Raw genomic sequence first — 24,950 nt, forward strand, 5'->3', positions numbered from 1 at the left:
GCCGCCACACCGGGCCGCAGGCGTCGGCGGCCGCCCACGCCCACTCCCGTTCGGCCGCCTGGCCGGCCGCCACCGCGCCCACCGCCGCCGCCAGCCGCCCGGCGAACTCCTCCCGGGCCCGGTCGGTGAGCCCGCTCCCGCTCACCGCGTTCTTCGGCACGTACACCGGCCGCAGCCGCGCCGCCGTACGGTCCACATCCGCCGCCAGCCGGCGGTTCGCGGCATCGCGCTCGGCCACGATCTGCGTGATGGCCGCCCGCAGATCGGCCATCCCGTCCCCGGTGAGCGCGGAGGTGGCCAGCACCGTCGCGCCCGCCTCGCCGTGCTCGCCGACCGCCAGGCCGTCCTCGTCGAGCAGCCGCCGCAGGTCGTCGAGGACCTGGTCGCCTGAGTCGCCGGGCAGCCGGTCGATCTGGTTGAGCACGATCAGCGTCACATCGGCGTAGCCGGCGAGCGGCCGCAGATAGCGCTCGTGCAGCGCGGCGTCGGCATACTTCTCCGGGTCCAGCACCCACACCACCACGTCCACCAGCTTCAGCAGCCGGTCGACCTGCTCGCGGTGATCGACCGCCGCCGAGTCGTGGTCCGGCAGGTCGATCAGTACGAGCCCGTCGAAGAAGCCGTCCGGCGCGCCCTCCCCGAAGTCCAGTGCGCTGCGGCGCATGTACCGGGCCTTCGGCGCGATGCCGAGGCGGTCCAGCAGCCCGGCCGCGCCCTCCGGATCCCAGGCGCAGGCCACCGGTGCGGACGTGGTCGGCCGGCGCACCCCGGTCTCCGACAGCTGCAGCCCGGCCAGCGCGTTGAAGAGGGTGGACTTGCCGCTGCCGGTCGCCCCGGCCAGCGCGACCACCGTGTGGTCCGGCGAGAGCCGGCGCCGCTCCGCGACCCGATCGAGCAGCTCGCCGGTCTCGGCCAGCGCGTCCGGGCTGACCCGGGTGCGGGACAGCCCGAGCAGTTCGCCGAGCGCGTCCAGGCGTGCCCCGAGCGCGCTATCCGTCATCGTCATGCGCATTCCTTCCGCAGTACCGACAGCGCGGCGATCAGCTCCGCCTGCTGCCGCGAGGTCACATCGAGTACGTCGACCGGGCCGAGCCGCCGCTCGCGCTCCCCCCGCAACAGACCGTCGACGGCCGCGTCGAGCGCGTCCATGGCCCGGTCCCGTACCCGCAGCGCCGCCTGGGCGCCGAACAGTTCGGCGAGCCGCTCCCCCGCGGCCACGCCCCGGCGGCCGCCGAGCACGGCGACGGCCAGCAGCGCGGCGGCGTCGTCCGGATCCACACTGTCGTCACGCGAACACACGTCGTACGAAAGCCTGCTGAGCCCCCGTCGCCACTGCCCGACCGCGTCGCCGACCGCAGGCCCGGCCCCTTCCCCGGCCTCCGCCAGTACCACCCCGGCCCGGTCGCGCCGCCAGCCGCACAGGGTCCGCTCCTCGGCGGCCGCCACCTCCGTACGCAGCAGCGCCGCCAGCCCCTCCTCCAGCGCCGACCGCACCGCCTCGGCCCCGCACTCCGGATACTGCCGCCAGCACGCCAGCGCTTCCCCCGCCAGCGGCACCCCGTCGACGACGGCCCCCCGGATCCGTACCGCGGCCGCGTCGTACGCCTCGTCCACGTACCGCGCCAGCCGCTGCGCCGCCGCATGCTGCGCCGCCGACGCCCCGGCCAGCTCCGGCATGCGGGTACGCAGCGACTCCAGCACCCCGGACGCCGTACGCCGGGCCGCCTGATGCCGCGCCGCCGGATCCTCCGCGCAGTGCGCCAGCCAGTTCCCGATCGCCGCCACCGCGGTGTGCGGCAACAGTCCCCCGCCCCCGGCCGACTCCGGCAGCTCCGGCACCGTGAACCGCGGTACGTCCCCGAGCCCGGCCTTGGCCAGCAGTGCCGCGTAGTGCCGGGACACCTCCTCGGCGATCTGGTGCGGCACCCGGTCCAGGACGGTGGCCAGGGTGACGTCGTACTCCTTGGCCGTACGCAGCAGATGCCACGGCAGCGCGTCCGCGTACCGCGAGGCGGTGGTGACCAGGATCCAGATGTCGGCGGCGCAGATCAGCTCGGCGGCCAGTTCACGATTCCGGGTGACGAGCGAGTCGATGTCCGGGGCGTCCAGCAGCCCCAGCCCGCGCGGCAGCGTCTCGTCCGTCTCCAGCCGCAGCCACAGCCGCCCCTCCCCCGGCTCCTCCGTCCCCTCGGCGTCCTCCTCGCTCCTCGGCCGCGGCGCCCACGCCCTCGCCAGCCCCGGCAGAATCCGCGGATCCGCGAACCACGCCCGGTCCTCCGGATGGCACACCAGCACCGGCGTCCGCGTCGTCGGCCGCAGCACCCCCGCCTCGCTGACCCGCCGCCCGATCAGCGAATTCACCAGCGTCGACTTCCCCGCCCCTGTCGACCCCCCGACCACCGCCAGCAACGGCGCTTCAGGCGCCCGCAGCCGGGGCACCAGATAGTCGTCGAGCTGCGCCAGCACCTCCTCCCTCGTCCGCCAGGCCCGGGCCGCCCCGGCAAGCGGAAAGGGGAAGCACGCGGCCTCGACACGGTCGCGCAGCGCGGACAACGCGTCTAGCAGCTCGGGCTGTACGTCCAAGATCGCCACGAGGGAAGAATGACCCATTTTGATGGGATTTTGAAGCCTATTCCGCTCACTTCACGTCTTTCAACCCGCAAAGATGCGGCAAATGGGGACAGAAGTGCCGGATGAGACACCGGCATAACGAGTACACAACAGCCGCCGTCTGGGGTGCCAAAACCGGTGCGCCGTTCGTACCTGCCTGCGATTATCAGACCGCTTCACCGAACCTACACATCGTGTTGGGCAGGCGAAGCAACCGGCCGCACATCCGCAGCGCCTTATCCTTGTCCCCGGCAAGGTCAACGGCCGCGGCCACGGTCCAGCCCCCGTAGCTCAGTGGATAGAGCAGGTGCCTTCTAAGCACTTGGCCGCAGGTTCGAGTCCTGCCGGGGGCACCCAGACTGCACGACCATGAGGCCCTCCACCCCGGAGGGCCTTTTTGCTGGTCAGGGGCATTGTATCGGGCATGGCGTAGCGGACGCGTAAGCGCCGCACCGCCCCCGAGACAGTTGGGGACCGGTCCGGCGCTGTCCGGCTGTCACGGGGTTTCTGCGGGTGGCCACGACGAATACGTGTCGAAGTTTCGTGGGGATCAGCTACTCCCCCTCCAGGTCGAGGAGCACCCCGCCGGCCTCGATGCGCTGCTGGTGGTCCTTGAGCTGACCGGAGATGCAGCGAGCGTACGTGGCAAGCAGCACAGGAACGCTGTTGCCGGCCCACTCCGCGACCTGGGCGGGCGGGACCCCGTTGTTCAGCCACGTCGTCAGACAGGTATGGCGCAGGTCGTACACGCGCTTGCCCAGGGGTGAGGCGAACTCGTCCGCGGTGAGGACTTCGGTCCGCGCGGACCGCCAGGCCCGGCGGAAGACCGAGCCGGAGAGCATGGCCTCCTTCTCCCCCGGGAAGAGAAGGTCGCCGGGCATCAGCTTCTCCGCCTCGATCTGATGGCGCAGGATCTTCGTCAGAGCGGGACGACACTGCACTACGCGGGTGTCGTCCTTGGCCCGCCCCTTCAGTCCTCGTTCCTCGTGGACGGCCCCGGTGTCCGTCCAACGTTTGCCCACCTCGGGCTGTGCCGTGTGGAACAGCAATTCGCCCCATTGGTCTTCGTCGTCCAGGTCCGGCAACCGGACGTCCAGGACGTGCATGGCGACGACTTCCTCCGGCCTGGCACCGGTGTAGTAGATCATTGCGAAGAACGCATGCAGCCGGCGGCCACCGCGGGGACGGTGCCGGATCCAGCCCAGCAGACCAGCGGCATGGGTGGGGTTGATGAGAGACCGCTTGTCCACCGCCGACGATGTCTTCGGGGTGGCGCCTCTCCCCCTTCGGCTAGGGATTCGCGCGCAAGATGCCGTGTTTCACCGCGTACTCCATGGCGACGTTCAGGATCCTGCGATTGCGCTTGAATGCTTTGCAACCACCAGTGGAACAGCGGCCACGCGGTCGCGAAGCGAGGCACGTTCTCGCACACCACGGCGTCGAAACCGTGGACCTCGGTCGCCCGCAGGATGTCGTAGGCGGTCGCCCTTGTCCTCTCCCACGCGGCGTCGGCGATCGGGCCCTCGTCCAGCAGGGAGAGCTGGCCGGGGGTGGGGGCTGCCTTGGGGCGCTTAATGCCGTCGGCGGGGCTGCCCGCGGTACAGATCGGCGAGCCGACCAGGACCCGGGCTTTGGGGAGCTTACTTCCCAGGTCAGCCGCCGCCCGCATACGGGATCTTCCAAACAGGGTCTCCAGCCGATTCGGCTGGAGACCCTGTGGTGCCGTCGGCTGACCAGGCCGGGCTGTCGGGCTGTGCCACTAAGCGTGGCATGTGACGTGGAGGCGGGCCCAGGAGTTGTTGGCGTACCCCCTGGGGTTCCAGACGGTCGCCGGCGATTCAGGCTGTACGGCTGCGGTGGAGTCCCAGGCGCGGGCGATGAGCTCCGTCTCACCTGGGGGGAGGGTGAGCGTGGCGCGCCAGTGCTGCCACGTCCATGGATTCTCCGGTGCGTCCAGTTCGGCATGGACATAAGTGCTGCCGCCGTCGGGGGACACGTCCACGCGCGCCACGGTTCGCTCGTCCCCGGCAAAGGCGAAGCCCGTGACCTCGGTCGGGCCGGTAGGCAGCTGGGCGCCTTTGCCGGGCCGCAGGATGGCGCAGTGGATGGCGACTGGGCCAAGGATGATGCCGTCGCCCGGTCCGGCCTTGTGAGGGTCGGCTTCGGGAGGCAGGATGCTGTACTCGGTTTGGAAGTAGTTGTCGGTCGGTTCGGCCTGTGCGGTGATGCGCTGGAGCCATTTGACGCTGCGGGCGCCGATCCAGCCCGGAACGACCACGCGCAGGGGGGCGCCGTGCGCGGTGGGCAGGGCCTGATCGTTCATTGCCCAGGCCAAGAGCACCTCGCTGGAGGTGGCTTTCGCCGCCGGGATGGAGGCACCGAAGGGCTGTGGTGGGTCGGCGTCCTGTGACACGTCGGCGCCGGCAAAGGCGATGTGGGCCGCTTCCGCCGACAGTCCGGCTTCGGCCAGCACATCCGCCAGGGCCACCCCGCTCCAGCGTGCGGTGGAGATGGCTCCGGGGCCCCAGGGGACCTGGCCCGGTATGTCGCGGAACTCTATGAGATCGGCGCGGCGGTTGCCCGCGCACTGCAGTGTCGCCACCAGCGTCTGCCCGGGGAAGCGGCGCTGCAGTTCGTCCAGCGACAACTCCAGTGTGCGATCGACCAGGCCGTCCACCCTCAGCCGCCAACTCCCCGTATCCATCTGGGGGAACGATCCGTGATTGCGGCCGTAGAAGGTGTCCAGGGGGGTGACTTGATCTACGAGCGCGCCAGGAGGTGGTTCGGCGTTGTACGGCTCAGACTCGTGCACGACCATATCGTCCCTCTTGTCCCATATGCCCATGTAGCTACTATGCTCGAACTCCTCGCAAGCGGCACTTCCGATCCCGCTCGGACTCGGCGACAGCCGGAGAATGCGCATTGCTCGGCACCCAGAAGGAGAGCGAGTCATGGGCAAGGAGCGAGGCGGCCACGACACAGACCCATCCCATGTGCAGGACCTCCCAGATGATCGAAGGGGCGATCGGGTAGCCGCAGGCCAGTTCGCCTTGTATGCGCCGGTGGCCCCAGGTGTGCCTGACCGCGTGTGCGGTGGAGGGCCTACCGGGGCGTTGGCCCCGTGCGTACGTCCACTTTCGGGCGACGAACTGCCGGTGCCAGGCCAGCAGGGTGGTGGGGGGGTGACCGCGAACACCAGGCGCCAGCGCTCGCGCGGGACCAGCCGGGACAGGACGACGAGCCAGATCCGGTCCGCAGGCTCATACCGGACCCGCAGCGACTTGACTTGAATTCAGTTCAGGCCATAGAGTTGGAGACAGCCGCCCTCCTCGGAAAGGCGATGGCCATGACTTCAGCAATGGAACTGACGCGCGTCATCCTTCACCCATCACAGGTACCGGTAATGCGTGACTGGCGTCTCAAGATGCTCGATCGGGACCGCATGCACCTGAACTCGAGCATGATGCTCGAGCGTTCCTCCCGGCTTACCGACGCCACCCCTGCCAAATCGAATTATATTCTTCAGCCCCACGTACTGGGGAGCGATCGCAACATGCGGATGCCCAAACCTCGGGGGCTGAGTCGCATCCAGGACATCCTTGCATGCGGCGGCGACGCCCTCTGGCGCCTGTCCGTGCGCACCCTAATGGTCCTCGCGGGAAGCCGGTGACATCATGCGCCTGTATCGCACCACGCTGGGTCTGGCTCGCGGTGAGGGAGACGATCTACTGCTACTCGACCTGCCGCATCGAGATATCGAGGCACTGCTGGCGGACGGCGTCGAAGTAGCGCGGACGGCAAGGGTTTCAGGGCGCATGGGTACAGGCTCGATCGAGCTGCTCAACCCGATTTCCCGTCCCAAGAACATCTATGTCGTCGGAGCCAACTACCGCGACCACGTTTTGGAGGCCGGCATTCAAATGCCGGCCTCGCCATCATTTCTCAGGATTTCGGTGAATCCCGCCGTACTCGCGGATCCTGGGTCACAGATTTTGCTGCCCATTGAGGCCGCGGAACAGGTCGACTACGAGGCCGAACTCGCGGTCCTCATCGGTGTCGGGGGGAAAGACATCCCCGTCGGGGAGGCATGGAAGCACGTGGGTGGTCTAACCGCGGCCAACGACGTGTCTGCCCGCGACATCCAGTTTCAGGGCATGGACCACGAGGCGGTCGTCGATGCAGAGGCCGTCCGGCGGAGCAAGAGCTTTCCCACATTCAAGCCATTTGGGCCGGCCGTCGTGACCCCGGACGAGTTCACACCGTCTCTCGACCTCACGATCACGACCCACGTCAACGGCGGGTTGCGTCAGAGGAGCCGAACAGGCCGGATGTTGTTCTCCATAGCCGAGATTATCGCAGCCATCTCCGCTGCAGCGCCGGTGGTCTGTGGCGACGTGATCCTCACGGGAACGCCTGCCGGAGTCGGACTCGCCTCCAAGACCTACCTGCGGCCAGGAGACACGATCGACGTCGCTATTGAGGGCATCGGCCTTCTGCGCAACACTGTGGCGAGCTCGGCGCGCGACTCCCGCCGCCCCTGAGACTCCCTTCTCGCGGTGACGGGTAGCGTCCCTCGCAGGCGGCGCCGGATTCCTCTTGGCCCGGTGTTCCGCCAGGCAGTTCCGGGCATGGAGTCAGCACGATACTAAGAGTCCAAGTCGACCGTTCCGGCGTAGCGATAAGCTGTAGCGGCCGAGCGGTCACTTGGAATAGTGAGGATAGGTAGTCTGCAATGAGTTCCGTTAAACGGACCGCACCACCCCGCGGACAAAGTCGGGCAGCGCTCGTCGCCGTCGCAGCCGAACTATTCGCGCGCAAGCCCTACGACGAAATTTACATCAGCGATATCGCCCAAGAGGCAGGCGTCGCGCACGGACTTCTCTCCTACCACTTCAAGGGAAAGCGTGGTCTTTACCTGGCCGTTCTGCAGCAGGTGCTGAGCGAAATTCAGGAATTGCACAAGCCACGCGAGAACGAGAATACGGGGGAAGAACGCCTTCGGGGGCTGTACCGGCGGCAGATCGAGTACCGGCGCGACCACTTCCATACCATGCTTGCCATGATGCGGGCGGGCGGTAACGACCCCGACGTCGACGAGTTGTACGAGCGCGGACGCCGAGCCGGTGCCGAGTTCGTATTTGACGTCCTGAGCCTCCGTGCTGAGCCGCCGGCCCAGTTGCGCATCGCCGTACGGGGCCTGATGGGAATGCTGGATGAGGCGACGCTCGACTGGCTCACCCATGACTGCGACCTTGAGGTCGCAGAACTCGAACAACTCATTTATACCGCAACGGTGGCCGTGCTGCGGACTGTGCAACCGGTATACCCAAGCATCGGCGCCATCGTCGACGAACTCGATTCAACCGCCTAATGGGGTGCGATGCGCACCCCGACCCGACGTACATGAACACCAGGAGTGACATGAACGGCGCACAGTCACTGATCCGCACGCTCACCAGATCGGACGTCAACGTCTGCTTCGCGAACCCCGGCACTTCGGAAATGCACTTCGTCGCCGCCCTCGATTCGGTACCCGAAATGCGCGGGGTACTGGGTTTGTTCGAGGGTGTCGTGACGGGCGCAGCCGACGGTTACGCACGAATAGCGGAAAAGCCCGCGGCGACGCTTCTGCACCTTGGCCCGGGGCTGGGCAACGGGCTGGCGAACCTCCACAATGCCCGACGTGCACACACCCCGATCGTCAACATCGTCGGCGACCACGCGACGTATCACAAGAAGTACGACGCTCCGCTGGAATCCGACATCAAGGCGGTCGCCGGCACGCTACAGGGCTGGGTCCGCCAGTCGACCGACACAGCCGACGTCGCCACAGACGCGGCGGCCGCCGTCGCCGCATCGCAGGTCCCGCCCGGGCAGGTGGCCACGCTGATCCTCCCCGCGGACGTGTCCCGGAACGGCGGCGGCGAGGGAGCAGAACCGGTCCTCCCCACCGGACCACAATCGGTCCCCGAATCCACTGTGAAGGCAATTGCCGAAATCCTGGGCACCGGTGAACCGGCCGCGCTGCTGGCGGGCGGCCCGGCCTGCCGCGAGCGCGGATTGCGGGCGATCAGCCGCATCGCCGCCGGCACAGGGGCCCGTCCGCTCCTGGAAACCTTCCCCGCACGACTTGAGCGCGGGGCGGACTTGCCCGCCGTCGAGCGGCTCGCCTACTTCGCCGAACAGGCCGAAGGCCAGCTCAACGGGATCAAGCACCTCATCGTCGCCGGGACCAAGCCACCCGTGTCGTTCTTCGCCTATCCAGGCAAACCGAGCGAACTGGTACCCGAAGGCGCACAGGTGCACACCCTGGCTGAAGTCGGCCAGGACGTCGTAGCCGCTCTCGAAGCGCTCGCGGACCGGGTCGCTCCGGGCATCGAGCCGATCCTCCAGCACGCATTCAGGCCCGAGATGCCGAGCGGTCCGCTTACGGCAGAAAACTGGGTCAACGTCATCGGTGCGGTGCTGCCGGAAAGAGCGATCATCTCTGACGAAGCCAACACCTCCGGTTGGCTGTTGCCCGCAGCCACAGTCGGCGCACCCCGGCACGACGTACTCACACTGACCGGCGGCGCTATCGGACAGGGCCTACCCGTCGCCACCGGGGCCGCAGTCGCCGCGCCCGACCGCCCGGTTATCGCATTGCAGTCCGACGGCAGCGCCATGTACACGATCTCCGCGCTGTGGACACAAGCGCGGGAAGAACTCAACGTCACCACGGTTCTGCTCAACAATCGGTCCTACGCCATCCTCCGGCTGGAGCTGGAGCGGGTCGGCGCCGCTGCTGCGGGCCCGAACTCCGAGAGGCTGCTCGACCTGTCGCACCCGAACCTGGACTTCGTGCGGATCGCCGAAGGCATGGGCGTGCCCGCCGCCCGTGCGACCACCGCCGAAGAACTCGCCGACGAATTGACCCGCGCCTTCAGCGAGCCCGGCCCGCATCTCATCGACACCATCTTCTGACTCCGGCATCCCGCTGAATCAGGCGGCAACGGCGCCCTCGATGTGGCAGGTGGCGGCCACAGCCGAAGCGTCGCTGGGCTGCGAGCCGGGCCGGTCGGCAACGCGGCATCCCGCCTGCAGGAGCGCGACGCCGTCCGGATCCGGCGCCGCCTGGGCCGTCTTGACTTGAAATCAAGTCAGTAGGAGGATGGCAACAGAATCACTGGCCGCTAGTTGACAGGAGCAGACAGATGGCGTCACCAGCGAAGCTGGCCCATGTGGTCCTCTTCACCTCACAGCTGTCGTCCATGAAGGACTGGTACCTGAAGGTGCTGGACGCGAGAGTCGCGCACGAGAACCAGGCCCTGGCGTTCCTCAGCTACGACGACGAGCACCACCGCATCGCGCTTTCCGACCCAGGGGCTACGGCGGAGATCGCGAAGCGGGTGGCCGGCACCTCAGAGGGCCTGGTGGACACTCCGACCGGCCCCGCAAGCAAGCTCTCGCCCGCGGACCTGGCGGAATTGCCCCCTCACGGCCTCGCACACATCGCGTTCACCTACGAGTCCCTGGCAGATCTGATCGGCAACTACCGGCGGTTGAAAGATCTGTCGATCCTGCCGGCGATCGCGATCAACCATGGACCGACAACGTCCTTGTACTACAGGGACCCGGACTCCAACCAGATCGAACTGCAGGTTGACAATTTCGACACTGTCGAAAAGGACACGGCCTTCCTTGAGTCGGAATCGTTCCGCAAGAACCCCGTGGGCGTCGTGTTCGACCCCGACGAGATGGCGGCGCAGTTGCAGGCCGGAGAATCCGAGGCCGTGCTGAAGGCACCGACGTGGTAGTCGGTGTCGCGCCCTCGCCGGAAGAACAGGCCGTCCGGGTTGCCTGCCTCGAGGTGGCGTCACGGTTCTATCAGGTGGTCGACCAGGGGCGGGCAACGCTGGCCACGGAGTTGCTCACCGCGGATGCCGAACTGGCGCTGGGTACCGAGCGATGCGTCGGGACCGAGCAGATCGTCGCCGCGATGGCCGCGCGGGAGGCCGACGTCGAACGGCGCACGATGCACATCACGGTCCCTACGTCCTTCCGGGTCCTGGGACCAGAACGAGCGGAGGCAGAGAGCCAGCTACAGCTCTACGTCCTGGGGACGCAGGGACAAGATGGGCCCCACCTCTCAGCGCTGAGTCACGTGCGCGACAGCTTTCGGCGTGGGCAGGACAGGCGCTGGCGGCTCTCCCGGCGAGAGGTCACCGTCATCGCAGGCAGCAGATAGGCACCCCTACTAGTAGCACGAGGGCCATTGGTGCACACCCGTTATCACTGGTGTGCACCAATGGTCGTGCCGATGGCTCACCGCAGCCCAAGATCACCGGCCTCGGGGGGCCGGGCCTCACCCCGGGGCAGGTCGTCACCGCTGTCGACGAAGCCATCACGATCCTTCGTATTCTGTGGGTTCCCGGCCGGTCCATCAGCTTCACCGGTGAGCAGTACCAGCTGCGGGATGTGCAACCGGGGCCCTCGCCCGCCCATTCCATCGGCGTCTGGCTCGGCGCGGCAGGCCCTCGAATGCTCGACCTGCTCGGGCGTGTCGCCGATGGCTGGATCGCACCCCTGTCCACGCCGTACGAGACCAAGCCGGCCGCCCAGGAGCGCATTGACGCGGCAGCCCGCGCTGCAGGGCGCAGCCCTGGCGATATTCGCCGCGTCATCCAGCTCGTCGGTACCGTGACCGACCACGTAAGGACCTCGGAGCGCCCCCGAACGGGCCCGGGAAGTGCTCCCATCCGGACCACACCCGACGTCTGGGCACAGATCATCGCCGCATTCGTCACCGAGGAGCGCTTCGACACGGTGAACTTCGTGCCGGCGACAGAAAGCCCGCAGCAGATCGCACGGTTCGCCACCGAAGTCGTTCCCGCGGCGCGCGAGATCCTCGCCGGCTTGCAACCACGTGCGTAAGCGGGAGGCTCCAGCGGGTCCCACTGGGTCGGGTGCCGATGTCGTGGCTGGTCAGCTGGTACATGCGGTGGGTATACGGTCTCCGCCACGCACTTCGACGGCGAACAGACTGCCGGGTAGCCGAGTCATTCTCGTATAGGGACCCGGACACGCCGCGCTTCGTCGCCGAGTTCGACAATCTGCTGCTCTCACACGCCGACCGCTCCCGGATCCTCGCCGACGGGCACCGTCCGCGTCATGACTGTCCACGGCATCATCCGCGGCACGATCCTCATCGACGGCTTCGTCGGCGGCACCTGGCGCATCGAGCGCACCCGCGGCTCCGCCGTCCTTGCCGTCACGCCTTTCGCCCGGCTCTCTCGCGCCGACCGCGCGGCGCTCGAGTCGGAGGCCGGACTCCTGCTGCGGGCCACCGACCCGGACGTCACTCACACCGTCACCTTCGCCTGAGGACTCTCTGCCGCTCTGCTGCGGACCCGGACCCGGACCCCCGATGGGGCGACTACCCAACGTCTTGGATCACTCATTCACCGTAACCATGGAAACGAGTGTCTTCGATACCGGCCCCCGGTACTGTGACCTGCGCTTTTCCGGACTCAGCCCGGTGCTGGACACGCTGTGTCACGGGCTGCAGGCGGCCCGATGAGCTTGCGTGCGGGCGGGACAGGAGGCTGGCTGGGGTCACGGCGCACACCGTAACCGGTCAGCCCTGCGCGACCGGCAGACCCAGCCAGCACCGACAAGAAAGCAGCACAAAAATGATATCCCTCAAGCATTACGCGGCCGCTGTCACCACTGCAGCGGCAGTCGCCGCGATGGGCATGGCCGCGACCCCGGCCACCGCCGCCACCGCCGGATCCAAGCCGGTGACCGCCCACCACACCGGGGTGGGCCCTGCGAACTCTGCTGCCTGCGTGGCACTGACGACTCAGCTGAACGCCCAACTGCAGGTCACCGCAACGGCGCTGGCCACGTCCAACATCGTGGCGGCCCAGGTTGCGGCGTCCGCAGCGCAGGCGACCACCGCACAGCTCCAGGTCCAGTCCTGCCTGCCGTCCGTCAACGTCATTGTGGCAACGCAGCTGACGCCCACCCTGCAGGACCTTCACTACACCCTGATCAGTGCCGATCCCGATGTGGTCCAAGCCGGTGCCAAGGTGAATGTCCTTCTCGGCGCCACCGCCAACATTGCCGCCAGCCTCTGACCGCCCGTCCGCACCGGGCCACCGATGGGTGAACCCGATGGGGTAGGGGTGAACGAGACAGTGGATACGAGGTAGTAGTCGTTGACTACTACCTCGTATCCCTCTGCATGCCCCGGGTGTCCTGCTGTCTCGGTGTCTCTTTGACCTGCACAAACAGCCGGGACAGCCCCGGACGCAGGTGTCCCGGCTGTCCCGGGGGTAGTGACATAGTTCAGTCCGCTCGCTAGATCAGACTCACTGCAGACTTGGGCGGCTTGGCCCGGCGTCGGCAGCTGGTCATGCTGGACGCCCGCGCAGTCGGCCGCTTGGCCGTGCCCGAGGACCGGGGGACGGTCTCCTTCGTCGAGCAGGCCAAGGACGTGGAGGCGCTCCGTGAGCACCTTGGGCTGGACCGGTTCGACGTCCTGGCCCACTCGGTCGGCTGTCTCACCGCCCAGGAGTACTTGGGCGGCGTTCCCAGGCCGGATCCGCCACGCGGTGCTGGTGGCTCCCGTCGGCCGGGCGGGCCGCGAGCCGGACGAAGACCAGCTCGCCGAACTACGGGCGGGCCGCTCGGCCGAGCCCTGGGTACGGCGACGCCGCCGAGGCTGACCGGTTGATCACAGAAGGCCGGCACACGGGTGCCGAACTGGCCGCCCTGCAACGGAGGATCACGCCCTTCTTCTGGCACCGTTGGGACGAGTCCGGGCAGGCCGAATACCGCACCGAGCACACTCCAGCACATCCGTGGCTGCGCGAGGCCTTCTATGCGGGATCCGCGACCGGCGAGACGCTCGCCAAGCGGATCGCGCGGCTGGCCGCCGTGCCGGCGCCGGTTCTGGTCCTGGCCGGTGCGGCGGACGGCATGATCGGCACCGCACCCGCGCGGGCGGTGGCAGCGTGCTATCCGAACAGCCGCCTGGAGGTACTCAGATGCTCCGGGCACCGGCCGTGGGTCGAAGAGCCCGAACAGTTCACGGCTCTGGTCACCGCGTTTCTCGCCGCCGACCGCAAGCCCGGCGACCAGGGGCGACCGTGCGGCGGGCCGGTCCCGCCCGATCGGGCTCAGCCGTCAGATGAGCCGCCGCCAATCCCGGCACCGCGAGCGTGGTCGCCAGCGGTGCACAGCGGGCCGGATGACTCTTCGTGAGTACAGCCCGCGGCTTTTGATGGGCCATCGGAGAGGCCCGGAATGGGCAGAGAGGATGATCGTGCTCGCCAAGAGCCTCTAAGTTCGCGACTTCGCGGGAGCTATCGACCTCATACGGCAGCCGCGCTACCTGCTTGGCCCAAGTCGAGCACCGTGACCCAAAATCAGGCGCACCCGACCTCATACGTGTTATTTCGCCGGGTGCACTGCTTTGACATGAAGTATGGACATCCTGTGACGTGCCTCGACTGATTACTTGCCGCTGATCGGTACATCTGCCGCCGTTTTTGCAGTTTCGGGGTCGTATATGACCGTGCCCGCGAGCCAACGAGCCGCCTTGTGATGGGAAAAGGGTCAAACAGAATTCACCGGTTGGCCGCCGCAAGGCGCGAAGGTGCGCACGACCTCCGAAGTACTTGGGAAGGAAAACGGTGGACACACCGACCAACACGTCCAGCGCATCTGACAGATCCAGCACGTCGAACGAATCGACCACAACCGGCGGACTCAGCCGCCGGCACGCCTTGGGGCTCTTGGGTACGGCGGGCACTGGAGCCGCCGCGACCGCGCTCTTGGGCGCCGGCACCGCGGCAGCGGCAACGCCGAACAGCACCGTCGCACTCCACACGGCGCCCAGCACCACCGGGGCGTCGCCCGTGCAGGGCCTGCACCTGACCTTCGGGGCGGACCCGAGCAGCCAGATGATCGTCTCCTGGCTCACCGACGGGCTGGTGACGCGGCCGATCGTGCGCTACGGCACGATGGATGGCGGCGTGGGCAAGAGCGTCGAGGCTACGACCCGCACCTACGTCGACGGAAAGTCCGCACGCACGGTGTACGTCCACCACGCCGCCGTGAACCGGCTCTCCCCCAGCACCGACTACGTGTACGTCGTCTCCCACGACGGTGCCACGCCCGACAGCGGCACCTTCCGCACGGCCCCGCGCGGGCGGGCCCCCCTCACCTTCACCAGCTTCGGCGACCAGGCGGCGCCGCAGGTGTCGTGGTCGGCCGACGGCACGGCCACGATCGACAACAACTCCACGCCCGCCAGCAAGGACATCGTGACCGGCATCGAGCAGGTCGCGCCGCTGTTTCACCTGCTCAACGGCGACCTGTGCTACGCCAACAGGGATGTCGACCGCGTGCGCACCTGGAACAACTTCTTCACCAACAACACCCGTTCGGCCCGCTTCCGCCCCTGGATGCCCGCAGCCGGCAATCACGAGATCGAGTCCGGCAACGGTCCGATCGGGATGGATGCGTTCCAGGCGTACTTCACACTGCCGTCGACCGAGACCGACCCTGAACTCGCCGGCCTGTGGTACGCGTTCACCGCCGGCTCGGTCCGGGTGATCGTGCTGCAGAACGACGACTACGTCCTCCAGCAGGCGAGTGACTACTACATCAACGGTTACTCCGGCGGCCGCCAACTTGCTTTCCTCGAAAAGGAATTGAAGGCCGCCCGGTCCTCGAAGGAGATCGACTGGGTGGTCGTCGCGATGCACCAGGTCATGATCAGCTCCTCCGACGCCAGTGGCTCCGACATGGGACTGCGGCAGAATTACGGGCCGCTCTTCGACAAGTACGGCGTCGACCTGGTGGTGTGCGGCCACGAGCACAACTACGAGCGATCGCTCGCCGTGCGCGGCGTCGTCACGGGCAGCGAGACCCTCACCCCCAATCCGGTCTCGCAGGCGACGGACGACATCGACACCTCGATGGGCACCGTGCACATGGTGCTCGGCGGTGGAGGCGTGTCAGGCACGAACTACCAGTCGTTTTTCAAGGACGGCACCGGAAAGGTCCTCACTCCGGCCGGCTACGTCAAGGAGCAGGCGATCTGGATGGGCACGCGTGACGAGGACCACCCATACGGCTTCGCGGCGTTCACCGTCGACCCCGGTCGGCACCCCGGCGACACGACGCGCATGCACGTGACCTACTACAACGTGAACAAGCCGAACGGCGACCTGTCCGTCTACGAGCAGTTCTCCCTGCACCGCAAGCGGTCCGACGGGGGGCGCTGACCGTACGCCGGGCCGTGGATCGCTGCCACGCCGGCAGGCTCGGCTACGGCCGGCAATAGTCGTTCGGGTTGAAGACGGTGTCGCGCTGCACCCTCTCGCCGAAGCCTTCGCCACCCCGATGGACATGAGCAATGACGCTTTGATCCATCCCTACGATCGTCACCCGCCCCGCTGGTTGTCGGCACATGGTTGACCGGCAGCGTTCGCGTTGGATCTCGGCAGGAACCACAGCGCTCCCCGCTGCCATCCCGTCTGCCGTCGTCCCACACGCAGTGGAGTGGGCCTGGTCTGGCCTGTCCAGGTGGAGCGCGCCACCGTACGAACGACCTGGACAGGCAAGACCAGGGCTGCCCGGCATGGCCCGCGATGAACCTCACGAACCCGCACGGTCTCCGCTGTCGGGGTCAGGACGTGGGCGTCGCCGTGGAGTAGGAGTGGGCGCCGGTGCCGGCCAGGGCGCCGCCGTCGACGATGAGGTATTCGTCGCGGATGGGCTTGCCGTCGAACCAGGACTCGAGGATTTCCCTGGTGCCGGCGGCGTAGCGGGCCTGGGCGGAGAGGGAGGAGCCGGAGATGTGGGGGGTCATGCCGTGGTGGGGCATGGTGCGCCACGGGTGGTCGGCCGGGGCGGGCTGGGGGTACCAGACGTCGCCCGCGTAGCCGGCGAGCTGGCCGCTGCGCAGGGCGCGGTCGACGGCGTCGCGGTCGACGATCTTGGCGCGGGCGGTGTTGATGAGGTAGGCGCCGCGCTTCATGGTGGCGATCAGTTTGTCGCCGAAGAGGCCCTCGGTCTCGGGGTGGAGGGGGGCGTTGATGGTGATGACGTCGCAGTGCGGGGCCATGGCCTCGGCGCTGTCGTGCCAGGTCAGCCCCAGCTCGCGCTCGGTGGCCTCCGGCAGCCGGTGGCGGTCGGTGTAGTGCAGCTTGACGTCGAAGGGCGCGAGGCGGCGCAGGACGGCGAGCCCGATGCGGCCGGCCGCGACGGTGCCGACGTGCATGCCCTCGAGGTCGTAGGAGCGGGCCACGCAGTCGGCGATGTTCCAGCCGCCGTCCAGGACGACCTGATGGGACGGCAGGTAGTTCCGTACGAGCGAGAGCGTCATCATCACGACGTGCTCGGCGACGCTGATGCTGTTGCAGTACGTGACCTCGGCGACGGTGATGCCGTGCGCGATGGCCGCGTCCAGGTCGACGTGGTCGGAGCCGATGCCGGCGGTGACGGCGAGCTTGAGGTTCTTGGCGGCAGCGATGCGCTCGGGGGTGAGGTAGGCGGGCCAGAAGGGCTGGGAGATGACGATGTCGGCGTCGGGGAGTTCGCGGTCGAAGACCGTCCGGCCGGTGCCGTCGGGGTCGTCCTTGTCCGAAGTGACGACGAGGGTGTGGCCGCGGCTCTCCAGGAAGGTACGCAGGCCCAGTTCACCGGTGACGCTGCCGAGCAGGTGGCCCGGGGTGAAGTCGGTGCCGGCGGGGGTGGGGGTGGTCTGGCCGCCGGGGTAGTGGTCGATGCGCGGCAGGTCGTCGCGGGCGTAGGTGGTCGGGTATCCGTCGGTGGGGTCGTCGTACAGAACGCACAGGACCTTGGCCATGATTGCGGCTCCTCATCCGTTGTCATGCGCTTACGGGAAGGTGCCTTCAACAATCCTCGCGGTGAATTCCCCTGGTCAAAGCGAAAGTTGCTATGCCGGGATAGACCGCTTCTATCATTTGCCGAGGTAGGTGTTCAGCAGGTCGTCGAGCGCGTCCCGCACCCGCGTCTCCCGGGCCACTTCCAGCAGCGCCGCCGCGAGTACGGACTGCGGCTCGTGGTCCGCGACGACCAGCCCCACCCTCGGCCCGTGCGCCGGGCCCTCCAGCGGCACCACCCGCATCCCCTCCGGCACGCCGAACATGTGCAGCCAGGCATGCGAGATCACGCTCGACCACCGTCCCGCCGCCAGGTGGGCGTAGAGCCCGGCCACGGTGTCCGACTCCACCGCCGGGGCCGCCTTCGCCCCGTCGGCCGCGAAGCACTCGTCGATGATCCGCCGGTTGCGCATCCGGGGCGACAGCAGGCACAGCGGCAGAGTGGCCACCTGCGCCCAGGCGGCCGTGGGCCCGGTCGGTTCGCGGGTCAGCAGCACGTACCGCTCCTCGTACAGCGGGATCTTGCGTACGTGGTGGAGCGTGTCGTCGTCCAGGTACGTCATCGCCACATCGAGTTCGAACTCGGCCAGTCGGTGCGTGATCTCGGCCGACGACAGCGAGTCCAGGCTGACGCGGGCCCGCGGATGCCGCTCGCAGAACGGCGTGGTCAGCAGCGACGCGGCGGTCAGTGCCGTGGGGATGGCGCCGATGCGCAGCGTGCCGGTCAGTCCGCCGCGCATCGCGGACAACTCCTGGCGCAGCGCGTCCCGTTCGGCCAGTATGCGGTGCGCCCAGGCCAGCACCCGCTCGCCCTCCGGGGTCAGCCCCTCGAAGCGGCGGCCGCGCCGCACTATCGGTACGTCGAGTTCGTGCTCGAGTTTGCGGATGGCGGCGGACAGCGACGGTTGCGAGACGTAGCAGGCGGCCGCGGCACGGGCGAAGTGGCGCTCGCGGGCGAGGGCGACCAGGTATTCCAGCTGACGTAGCAACATGCCCTCACCCTGTCCGGCTTCCCGATCAGCGTCCAGGGGGGCGGGAGGTGTCGTCACCGCCGCGCTTCGCCGGCGTCGCGGGCGCGTGGATGCGGCGGCACTGGACGTGCTCGTAGACCATCGCGGTCTGTACGTCGGCGACCTCGCGGCGTTCGGTGAGCCGGTCGATGACGAAGGCGTACAGGCCGTCGATGTCGGCGATCGCGACGTGGATCAGTAAGAGGCCGATGGTCTCGGGCAGCCGGTGGGCCCACTCGCGGAAGCCCTCGATGACCGGGCGGGAGGGCGGGCGGATGCGGACGGAGACGGCGCATGCTTCTGTGGATCAACGGCCCCTTCGGCGGCGGCAAGACCCAGACCGCCTACGGGCTCCATCGGCGGCTCCGGGGCAGCGTCGTCTGCGACCCCGAGCACGTCGGCTTCGACCTGCACCGGATGACGCCGCCGTCCCTGCGCGGCGACTTCCAGGACCTGCCGGCGTGGCGACAGGGTGTCTATGAGGTGCTGGACATGACCCTGGCGGCGGTACGACTGTTCTGAGGCGGATGCGTGAGCGCGGCTTCGGACATGTGGTGCAGGTCGTCGTGGGAAAGGACGCGCCCTCGCGCCGGGAGAGCTTCGCCGTGTCGAAGCTCGATCTGTGCCTGGAGCGCCTGCGGGCGCCGGAGTTCGCGGAGCATGTGTGGACCGATCGGCTCACGGTCCCGCAGGTCGCCGACCGCATCGCCGCGTCGGCCGGCTTGGCTCTCGCGGCGAATACGGACGGAGCTCTGCGGGGGTGCCTGCGGCGGGCTTGGACCGGGGCCAGGCACATCCGATTCGACTGAGGCCGACCCTGGCAGAAACGTCAAGTCTCAAGTGAGAGAAGGTGCCAGCCCCAGGCGTCCAGGGCTACGAACAGCCCCGGGGCGGCCAGGTCGTCGCCGCTGCGCTCGTAGATGGTCCCGGCAAGGAGGTCGGTCAGGCGGTGGGGGCAGCGGGGGAGGTCGTTCCAGGGCAGGGGGATGTGGCCTTGGGCGGGGTGGTCGGAGAGGTTGATGACGACGAGGTGGCGGTGGGGGCCGTCGGTCCAGGACCAGACGAGGAGGTTCTGGTGGGTGGGATTGTCCGGCCAGCCGGTGGGGTCGAGGAGCTGCCAGTGGCCGGAGCGCATGCCGGTGGAGTGGACGGCGGCCAGGAGTTGGTGGTGGAAGTCGCGCAGTGGTTCGTCGGCGGGCTCGTCCGGGCGGCGGGAGAGGAAGACCGGTGGCCGCACGCGGCGGCCTTCGAACTCGCCCTCGTGCCAGAGGGTCGCGCCGGGGAGTGTGGCGATGGCGACGGCGGCGGCTCGTTCGTGTTCGGGCGACATGGTGGCGGCGGCGCGGGGCTCGTCGTGGTTCTCCAGGAAGCGTACGAGTCCGCGCTGATAGGTGAGGTCGGCGAGGAGATGGGCACGTACGGAGCCGGGGCCTTCGTGGAGCAGGCGGTCGTAGAGCCGCTTGTCGTAGCAGTGGTCGAACCCTTGCTGCTGGAGGGCCCATTCGTAGTCCCAGTAAGCCTCGGCGACGAGCAGCAGGTCAGGGTGGCGTTGCCTGACCTGGGGGATGACGTACGCCCAGAAGTCCTCGGCGGGTGGGGCGCCTGCCCGGTCGCCCCAGGTCTTGGCGAACACGTCGTTCGTGAGCAGCATGGCCATGTCGCAGCGCACGCCGTCCGCCTGGTCGCCGATCGAGGCAAGCGTGTCGACGGTGGCCGAACGGAGCTGGTCGCTGAAGGCGTTCAGCTGGACGACGTCCGGCCAGGGCGGGAAGTACGGGTCGCGGCCACGGGCGAAGATGTGCCCGGCGGCTTCCAGGAAGGCGTCGGGAAATTCCGCCAGGTCGTCCGCGTCGCCCTGGATGAGGCAGTCCGGGCGGTCGGCCGGCCAGGGATGGTCCGGGGCGACATGGTTGGGTACGTAGTCGAGCACCAGGCGCACGCCTCGGGCGGCGAGTTCGGCCCGGGCGGCGGCCAGCCCGCCGGGTCCGCCGAGCGCGCCGGCGACGACATAGTCGCGGACGCAGTAGGGCGAGCCGGCGATGTCCTCCGGACGCAGGTCGGGCAGGGCCTCCCGGAAAGACGCCTGAAGGGCGTCATTGCGCAGGGCGATCCGGAGTCCGGCCGGGCTGCGTTCCCATACGCCCATCAGCCAGACGGCGTCGATCCCAGGCAGCGCGACCTCGTCCCATGCGGCGGCGGGTACGTCGCCCAGGGTGACCGGGCGGCCGTGTCGGCGGCTCAGCTCGCCCAGCCAGATCAGGGTGTTGACCTCGTAGATCACCGGCTGGTCCGGCCATCCGGTCATGAGAGCGGCTCCTCTCGGGCGCCCATGGGCCGGAGGCCCTCGCGGCTGCGCCTGTGCCAGTCGTCGGCGCTGACGGTGTGGAACAGGGTCGTGGTGACCGCGGCCAGGCCGGTCCATCCTGTCTGGTGGCCGGCACCGATTCCGGCGCCGTTGTCGCCGTGGAAGTACTCGTAGAACAGCAGCAGGTCCCGCCAGTGGGGGTCCTTGGCGAACTTGGCCTGCGCGCCGTGCACCGGCCGGTGGCCGTCCTCGTCGCGCAGGAAGGTGCCGGTGAGCCGGGAGGCGATCTCCCGGGCGACCTCGTAGAGGTTGAGCTGCCGGCCGGAGCCGGTCGGGCACTCGATCATGAAGCTCTCGCCGTGGTAGGCGTGGAGGTTGAGGAGGGCGCGGATGAGCAGGACGTTGATGGGGAACCACACCGGTCCGCGCCAGTTGGAGTTGCCGCCGAACATCCCGGAGTCGGATTCGGCGGGCAGGTAGCCGACTTCGTACTTCTCGCCGTGCACCTCGAAGGAGTAGGGGTGTTCGGCGTGGTGGCGGGAGAGGGAACGGATGCCGTGCGGGCTGAGGAACTCGTCCTCGTCGAGCATCCGGGAGAGGATCCGCCGCAATCGGTCCTCGCCGAACAGGGCGAACAGATGCCGGCCTTCGGCGCCGGGCCCCAGCGCGTCCTGGGAGGAGACGACGGCCTCCACAGCGGGATGGCGCTCAATGAACTCGCGTGCCCCGGCGGCCAGTTCGGGGAAGCGGAGGTCCGCCCAGCCGCCGATCACGCTGGTGGCGGCGAGCGGGATCAGTCCGACGAGGGAGCGCACCTTCAGCCGGGTCGCGCTGCCGTCGGGCAGCCGCAGCGAGTCGTAGAAGAAGCCGTCCTCCTCGTCCCACAGGCTGTCGTTCTCCGCGCCGATGCGGTTCATGGCCGTGGCGATCCACGCGAAGTGCTCGAACAGCGTCTGCGCCTGCTCGACGTACACCGGGTTGTCGATGGCCAGCTCGATGGCGATCTCCAGCAGGTTCTGGCAGTACAGCGCCATCCAGGCGGTGCCGTCGGCCTGGTCGAGGTGGCCGCCGGTCGGGAGCGGGGCGCTGCGGTCGAAGACGCCGATGTTGTCCAGCCCGAGGAAGCCGCCCTGGAAGACGTTGTTCCCGTCGGCGTCCTTGCGGTTGAGCCACCAGGTGAAGTTCTTCATCAGCTTCTGGAAGGCGTTCTCCAGGAAGGCTCGGTCGCCCCGGCCTGTGCGGTGCTTCTCGAGCTCGTAGACGAAGAGGATGGCCCAGGCGTGCACCGGCGGATTGACGTCGCCGAAGTTCCATTCATACGCCGGGATCTGGCCGTTGGGGTGCAGATAGAGGCGGCGCAGCAGCAGGTCGAGCTGGCCCTTGGCGAAGGTGAGGTCGACCATGGACAGTGCGATGGCGTGGAAGGCGAGATCCCATGCCGCGAACCACGGGTACTCCCAGGTGTCGGGCATCGACATGATCTCGTCGTTGACCATGTGGTACCAGTTGCTGTTGCGGACCCGGGGGTCGGAGGCGAGCGGGTCGAGGCCGTGTTCGGCCAGCCAGCGCTCGACGTCGAAGTAGTAGTACTGCTTGCTCCAGAGCATCCCCGCCATCGCCTGCCGGACGAGCCGCCGCTCGTCCTCGCTCATGCCGGGCTCGGCGATGCCGTCGTAGAAGGCGTCGGCCTCGGCCCGGCGTTCCGCCATCACCCGGTCGTGTTGCGGCCCCCAGGGGTCGGTGAGCTCGGTGTCGGTCAGGCGCAGCCGCAGGGTGGTGCTCGCGCCGCCGGCGAGGGTGAGCGTGTGGTGGACGGCGGCTTTGGTGCCGGTGCGTTCCGGGTTGACGGTGCCGGTCTCGCCGTGGACGACGTGGCGGTCGATGCCGTCCTTGACGTAGGGGGTGGTGTTGGGACTTGCGAAGATCCGCTCGTTGTTCGTCTCGTTGTCGGTGAACAGCGCCGCCGCGTCGGCGTCGCAGTACAGCCAGCGGGGGCCCAGTTCCTCGTGGTCGGCACGGATGACGACCGAGCCCGGTACGCCCGGCACCGGGACCTGCCGCAGGCTCGGGGTGGCGGCGCCGCCGGCCCATGACCAGGTGTGCCGGAACCACAGGGTGGGCAGCAGGTGCAGCTCGGCCTCGTCGGCGCCGCGGTTGTGCACGGTGATCTCGACGAGCAGGTCCTCGGGGCCGGCCTTGGCGTACTCGACGAACACGTCGAAGTATCGGTCCTCGTCGAAGATGCCCGTGTCGAGCAGCTCGTACTCGAAGTCGCCCCGGCCGCGCGCTTTGTTGGTCGCCACGAGGTCGTCGTACGGGAATTCCGCCTGCGGATACTTGTAGAGGTACTTCATGTACGAATGGGTGGGCGTGTTGTCGAGGTAGAAGTAGTACTCCTTGACGTCCTCGCCGTGGTTGCCCTCGGCGTTGGTCAGCCCGAACATCCGCTCCTTCAGCAACGGGTCGCGGCCGTTCCACAGCGCCAGCGCGAAGCACAGCCGCTGCTTGTCGTCGCTGATGCCGGCGATGCCGTCCTCGCCCCACCGGTACGCCCGCGAGCGTGCCTGGTCGTGAGTGAAGTACGACCAGGCGTCCCCGTCGTGGCTGTAGTCCTCGCGGACCGTCCCCCACTGCCGCTCGCTCAGATACGGGCCCCACCGGCGCCACGGGACCCCTGACGCGTCGGCCTCGGCCAGCCGTCGCCGCTCGGCGTCCTCCTGCGGTCCTCTGGTCGTCACTGTCGCCCGCCCCTCCCAGCCGCCCGGTACACCCACCCAGGCTACGGCGAACCACCCGGCCAGCACCCCGCGGCGGTACTGGCCCGGTGACTGCCAGGGCTGAGCCGGCCAGGGGCCCAGCCCTCGTCATCACCGCAAGCCCCTTCCTCGACCTGACCGTACGGTCCTGGACCAGCCACGACCTCGACCAGGCCCACGGTCCCCGTACCCAGCCCCAGTACGAGCCGGTCGCGCGCCGCGTCACCCTGACGATCGGATTCTGCCCCTGCTGAAGCTCCCCGGGGCCGGCCCGGGAGGGGCGGTGAATTCCTACGTGCGCGGGGGTGCCGTCTCATCCGGCCGGCCGGAGGATCCGCGTATGCGCTGCCCGACCACGCCGGTGTCGGTCTCCCACCAGGGACGTACGCGATCCGGCTCGGCCACCGGCGACGACTGCGCTCGCGGGGCAGCCCGCACCTGCTCGGCGTCCAGCCGCCGGTCCAGCTCGGCCGTCTTCACCCGCTCCGCGCGCACCCACTCGGCGAAGACGGCGATGAGGAACACCAGCCCCACCAGCTCGGCGATGGAGATCATCGCGCCGCCGCCGATCATCTGGTCCAGCTGCACGTCGGGGCCCCAGGTCCGCGCCTGGGACCGGTACCAGCTGCCGGCGATGAGCGTGCCGCTGGTCATCACCACGACGCCGGGGATGGCGTCGAAGATGCCGTCGAGGAAGACCAGGGCCGCCCGGACGGGGTGACTGCACCAGGAAGGCAGCATCTCCTCGCGCGAGAGCATCGGCAGGACGAAGAGGCAGCCCGCCAGGAGCAGGTGCAGGTACATGACTTCGTGCAGCGCGCTGTGGCGCAGCGCCGCCCCGAAGTAGGGGGTGAAGTAGATGCCCAGCTCGGTCGCGATCACCAGGGCGGAACTCACCAGCGGAAAGGTCAGCGCACGGACCACGCGGCCGGTCATCGCCCCGCGCAGCCGCTGCGCCGACGAGGACGGCAGAGCGCGGTACGCCAGCGACAGCGGATCGCCGAGCGCCAGGCCGATCGGGGCGATCAGGTCAAGGAGGATGTTCTGAACCGCCGCAGGCCAGAACAGAATCCGGTCATAGACGGCCAGAGCGGACATCGTCGCGAAGACGATCGTGCCCAGCCCGAGGATCCCGAAGGCCGCCGTCCTGGCGACCGGCCACCTCTCACCGCGCCGACGCAGCCGCAGAACGGCCCACCCATACGCCCCACCGAGCACGACCACGAAGGCGACCGCCGCGAAGTCCCACTCCCAGGAGACCGGAAAGCGTCCACCGGTCAGCTCCGGCAACGACTGCGCCGCGGCCTGCTGCCCGCCGTGGGCCAGGAATCCGGCCACCCTGCCTCACGCTCTCTTCCTCTGGCACTCG

At 68.5% G+C, this 24,950-nt stretch carries 23 protein-coding genes, 1 tRNA gene and 1 pseudogene; 16 read left to right on the top strand and 9 right to left on the bottom strand.

All coding sequences use genetic code 11. The features are described 5' to 3' along the window. Both EFK10_RS39090 and EFK10_RS39095 read right to left on the bottom strand, forming a co-directional pair. On the bottom strand, window positions 1-1,012 hold a 1,012-nt coding region (locus EFK10_RS39090; protein ID WP_206305768.1), incomplete at its 3' end, for a GTPase. Further along, entirely contained in the window at window positions 1,003-2,592 is a 1,590-nt protein-coding gene (locus EFK10_RS39095) for a dynamin family protein (RefSeq protein WP_127360405.1), read from the bottom strand. The genes EFK10_RS39095 and EFK10_RS39090, both read right to left, overlap by 10 nt. A 298-nt stretch (window positions 2,593-2,890) precedes the next feature. On the opposite strand from EFK10_RS39095, the gene EFK10_RS39100 reads away from it, so the two are divergent. Beyond that, window positions 2,891-2,963 (top strand) — tRNA-Arg (locus tag EFK10_RS39100). 201 nt (window positions 2,964-3,164) lie between these two features. Here the strand turns inward: EFK10_RS39100 and EFK10_RS39105 are convergent. After that, window positions 3,165-3,860 carry a tyrosine-type recombinase/integrase gene (locus EFK10_RS39105; protein ID WP_240677751.1) on the bottom strand — a complete coding sequence of 232 codons (696 nt, stop codon included), beginning with the start codon at window positions 3,858-3,860 and terminating at the stop codon, window positions 3,165-3,167. Window positions 3,861-4,369: 509 nt separating this feature from the next. After that, on the bottom strand, window positions 4,370-5,428 hold the full coding sequence (locus EFK10_RS39110) for a sulfite oxidase (RefSeq protein ID WP_240677757.1): 1,059 nt from the start codon (window positions 5,426-5,428) through the stop codon (window positions 4,370-4,372). Between the two features lie 540 nt (window positions 5,429-5,968). On the opposite strand from EFK10_RS39110, the gene EFK10_RS39120 reads away from it, so the two are divergent. From EFK10_RS39120 to EFK10_RS39175, 12 genes are all read left to right on the top strand, one after another. Then, window positions 5,969-6,280: a hypothetical protein gene (locus EFK10_RS39120; protein ID WP_127360406.1), complete on the top strand. Its 312-nt coding sequence runs from the start codon at window positions 5,969-5,971 to the stop codon at window positions 6,278-6,280. A 4-nt stretch (window positions 6,281-6,284) separates the two neighbouring features. Next, window positions 6,285-7,151 carry a fumarylacetoacetate hydrolase family protein gene (locus EFK10_RS39125; RefSeq protein WP_127360407.1) on the top strand — a complete coding sequence of 289 codons (867 nt, stop codon included), beginning with the start codon at window positions 6,285-6,287 and terminating at the stop codon, window positions 7,149-7,151. 191 nt (window positions 7,152-7,342) lie between these two features. After that, window positions 7,343-7,981 (top strand): TetR/AcrR family transcriptional regulator, encoded by a 639-nt coding sequence (locus EFK10_RS39130; RefSeq protein ID WP_127360408.1) that lies wholly within the window; start codon window positions 7,343-7,345, stop codon window positions 7,979-7,981. Window positions 7,982-8,031: 50 nt separating this feature from the next. After that, window positions 8,032-9,573, top strand: a complete 1,542-nt coding sequence (locus EFK10_RS39135) for an acetolactate synthase large subunit (RefSeq protein ID WP_127360409.1) — start codon at window positions 8,032-8,034, stop codon at window positions 9,571-9,573. A 287-nt stretch (window positions 9,574-9,860) separates the two neighbouring features. Further along, window positions 9,861-10,406, top strand: a complete 546-nt coding sequence (locus EFK10_RS39140; protein WP_240677752.1) for a VOC family protein — start codon at window positions 9,861-9,863, stop codon at window positions 10,404-10,406. After that, a complete protein-coding gene (locus tag EFK10_RS39145; RefSeq protein WP_164836322.1) occupies window positions 10,400-10,837 on the top strand; it encodes a nuclear transport factor 2 family protein in 438 nt (145 codons plus the stop codon). The genes EFK10_RS39140 and EFK10_RS39145 overlap by 7 nt, the downstream gene beginning before the upstream one ends. A gap of 50 nt (window positions 10,838-10,887) precedes the next feature. After that, on the top strand, window positions 10,888-11,523 hold the full coding sequence (locus EFK10_RS39150) for an LLM class flavin-dependent oxidoreductase (RefSeq protein WP_164836323.1): 636 nt from the start codon (window positions 10,888-10,890) through the stop codon (window positions 11,521-11,523). Window positions 11,524-11,760: 237 nt separating this feature from the next. Beyond that, entirely contained in the window at window positions 11,761-11,973 is a 213-nt protein-coding gene (locus EFK10_RS49045; protein ID WP_206305771.1) for a DNA glycosylase AlkZ-like family protein, read from the top strand. A 308-nt stretch (window positions 11,974-12,281) separates the two neighbouring features. Further along, window positions 12,282-12,728, top strand: coding sequence for a hypothetical protein (locus EFK10_RS39160; protein WP_127360412.1), 447 nt, complete (start codon window positions 12,282-12,284; stop codon window positions 12,726-12,728). 254 nt (window positions 12,729-12,982) lie between these two features. Beyond that, window positions 12,983-13,327 carry an alpha/beta fold hydrolase gene (locus EFK10_RS39165; protein WP_240677753.1) on the top strand — a complete coding sequence of 115 codons (345 nt, stop codon included), beginning with the start codon at window positions 12,983-12,985 and terminating at the stop codon, window positions 13,325-13,327. Next, window positions 13,324-13,857, top strand: a complete 534-nt coding sequence (locus tag EFK10_RS39170; RefSeq protein WP_127360413.1) for an alpha/beta fold hydrolase — start codon at window positions 13,324-13,326, stop codon at window positions 13,855-13,857. The genes EFK10_RS39165 and EFK10_RS39170 overlap by 4 nt, the downstream gene beginning before the upstream one ends. A 572-nt stretch (window positions 13,858-14,429) precedes the next feature. Further along, complete coding sequence (locus EFK10_RS39175; RefSeq protein ID WP_240677754.1) at window positions 14,430-15,887, top strand: purple acid phosphatase family protein; 1,458 nt, start codon at window positions 14,430-14,432, stop codon at window positions 15,885-15,887. A gap of 404 nt (window positions 15,888-16,291) precedes the next feature. Here EFK10_RS39175 and EFK10_RS39180 read toward each other — a convergent pair whose 3' ends face one another. Next, on the bottom strand, window positions 16,292-17,473 hold the full coding sequence (locus EFK10_RS39180) for an NAD-dependent formate dehydrogenase (protein ID WP_127360415.1): 1,182 nt from the start codon (window positions 17,471-17,473) through the stop codon (window positions 16,292-16,294). Between the two features lie 114 nt (window positions 17,474-17,587). Then, on the bottom strand, window positions 17,588-18,502 hold the full coding sequence (locus tag EFK10_RS39185; protein WP_127360416.1) for a LysR family transcriptional regulator: 915 nt from the start codon (window positions 18,500-18,502) through the stop codon (window positions 17,588-17,590). 85 nt (window positions 18,503-18,587) lie between these two features. Here EFK10_RS39185 and EFK10_RS52390 point away from each other — a divergent pair, with 85 nt between their 5' ends. Beyond that, entirely contained in the window at window positions 18,588-18,722 is a 135-nt protein-coding gene (locus EFK10_RS52390) for a hypothetical protein (RefSeq protein WP_265737594.1), read from the top strand. 92 nt (window positions 18,723-18,814) lie between these two features. Continuing rightward, window positions 18,815-19,329: pseudogene (locus EFK10_RS39195) on the top strand (ATP-binding protein). Window positions 19,330-19,349: 20 nt separating this feature from the next. Here the strand turns inward: EFK10_RS39195 and EFK10_RS39200 are convergent. Next, window positions 19,350-20,825, bottom strand: a complete 1,476-nt coding sequence (locus EFK10_RS39200) for an alpha-amylase family protein (RefSeq protein ID WP_127360417.1) — start codon at window positions 20,823-20,825, stop codon at window positions 19,350-19,352. After that, on the bottom strand, window positions 20,822-23,563 hold the full coding sequence (locus EFK10_RS39205) for an MGH1-like glycoside hydrolase domain-containing protein (protein WP_127360418.1): 2,742 nt from the start codon (window positions 23,561-23,563) through the stop codon (window positions 20,822-20,824). Before EFK10_RS39205 ends, EFK10_RS39200 begins: the two co-directional genes overlap by 4 nt. A gap of 86 nt (window positions 23,564-23,649) precedes the next feature. On the opposite strand from EFK10_RS39205, the gene EFK10_RS39210 reads away from it, so the two are divergent. Beyond that, window positions 23,650-23,835: a hypothetical protein gene (locus EFK10_RS39210; protein WP_127360419.1), complete on the top strand. Its 186-nt coding sequence runs from the start codon at window positions 23,650-23,652 to the stop codon at window positions 23,833-23,835. 37 nt (window positions 23,836-23,872) lie between these two features. Here the strand turns inward: EFK10_RS39210 and EFK10_RS39215 are convergent, their stop codons facing one another. Beyond that, window positions 23,873-24,919 carry a cytochrome c oxidase assembly protein gene (locus EFK10_RS39215; RefSeq protein ID WP_240677755.1) on the bottom strand — a complete coding sequence of 349 codons (1,047 nt, stop codon included), beginning with the start codon at window positions 24,917-24,919 and terminating at the stop codon, window positions 23,873-23,875. Between the last annotated feature and the right edge of the window lie 31 nt (window positions 24,920-24,950).

It is taken from the genome of Streptomyces soli (assembly GCF_003999195.1).
Taxonomy (GTDB): domain Bacteria; phylum Actinomycetota; class Actinomycetes; order Streptomycetales; family Streptomycetaceae; genus Actinacidiphila; species Actinacidiphila soli.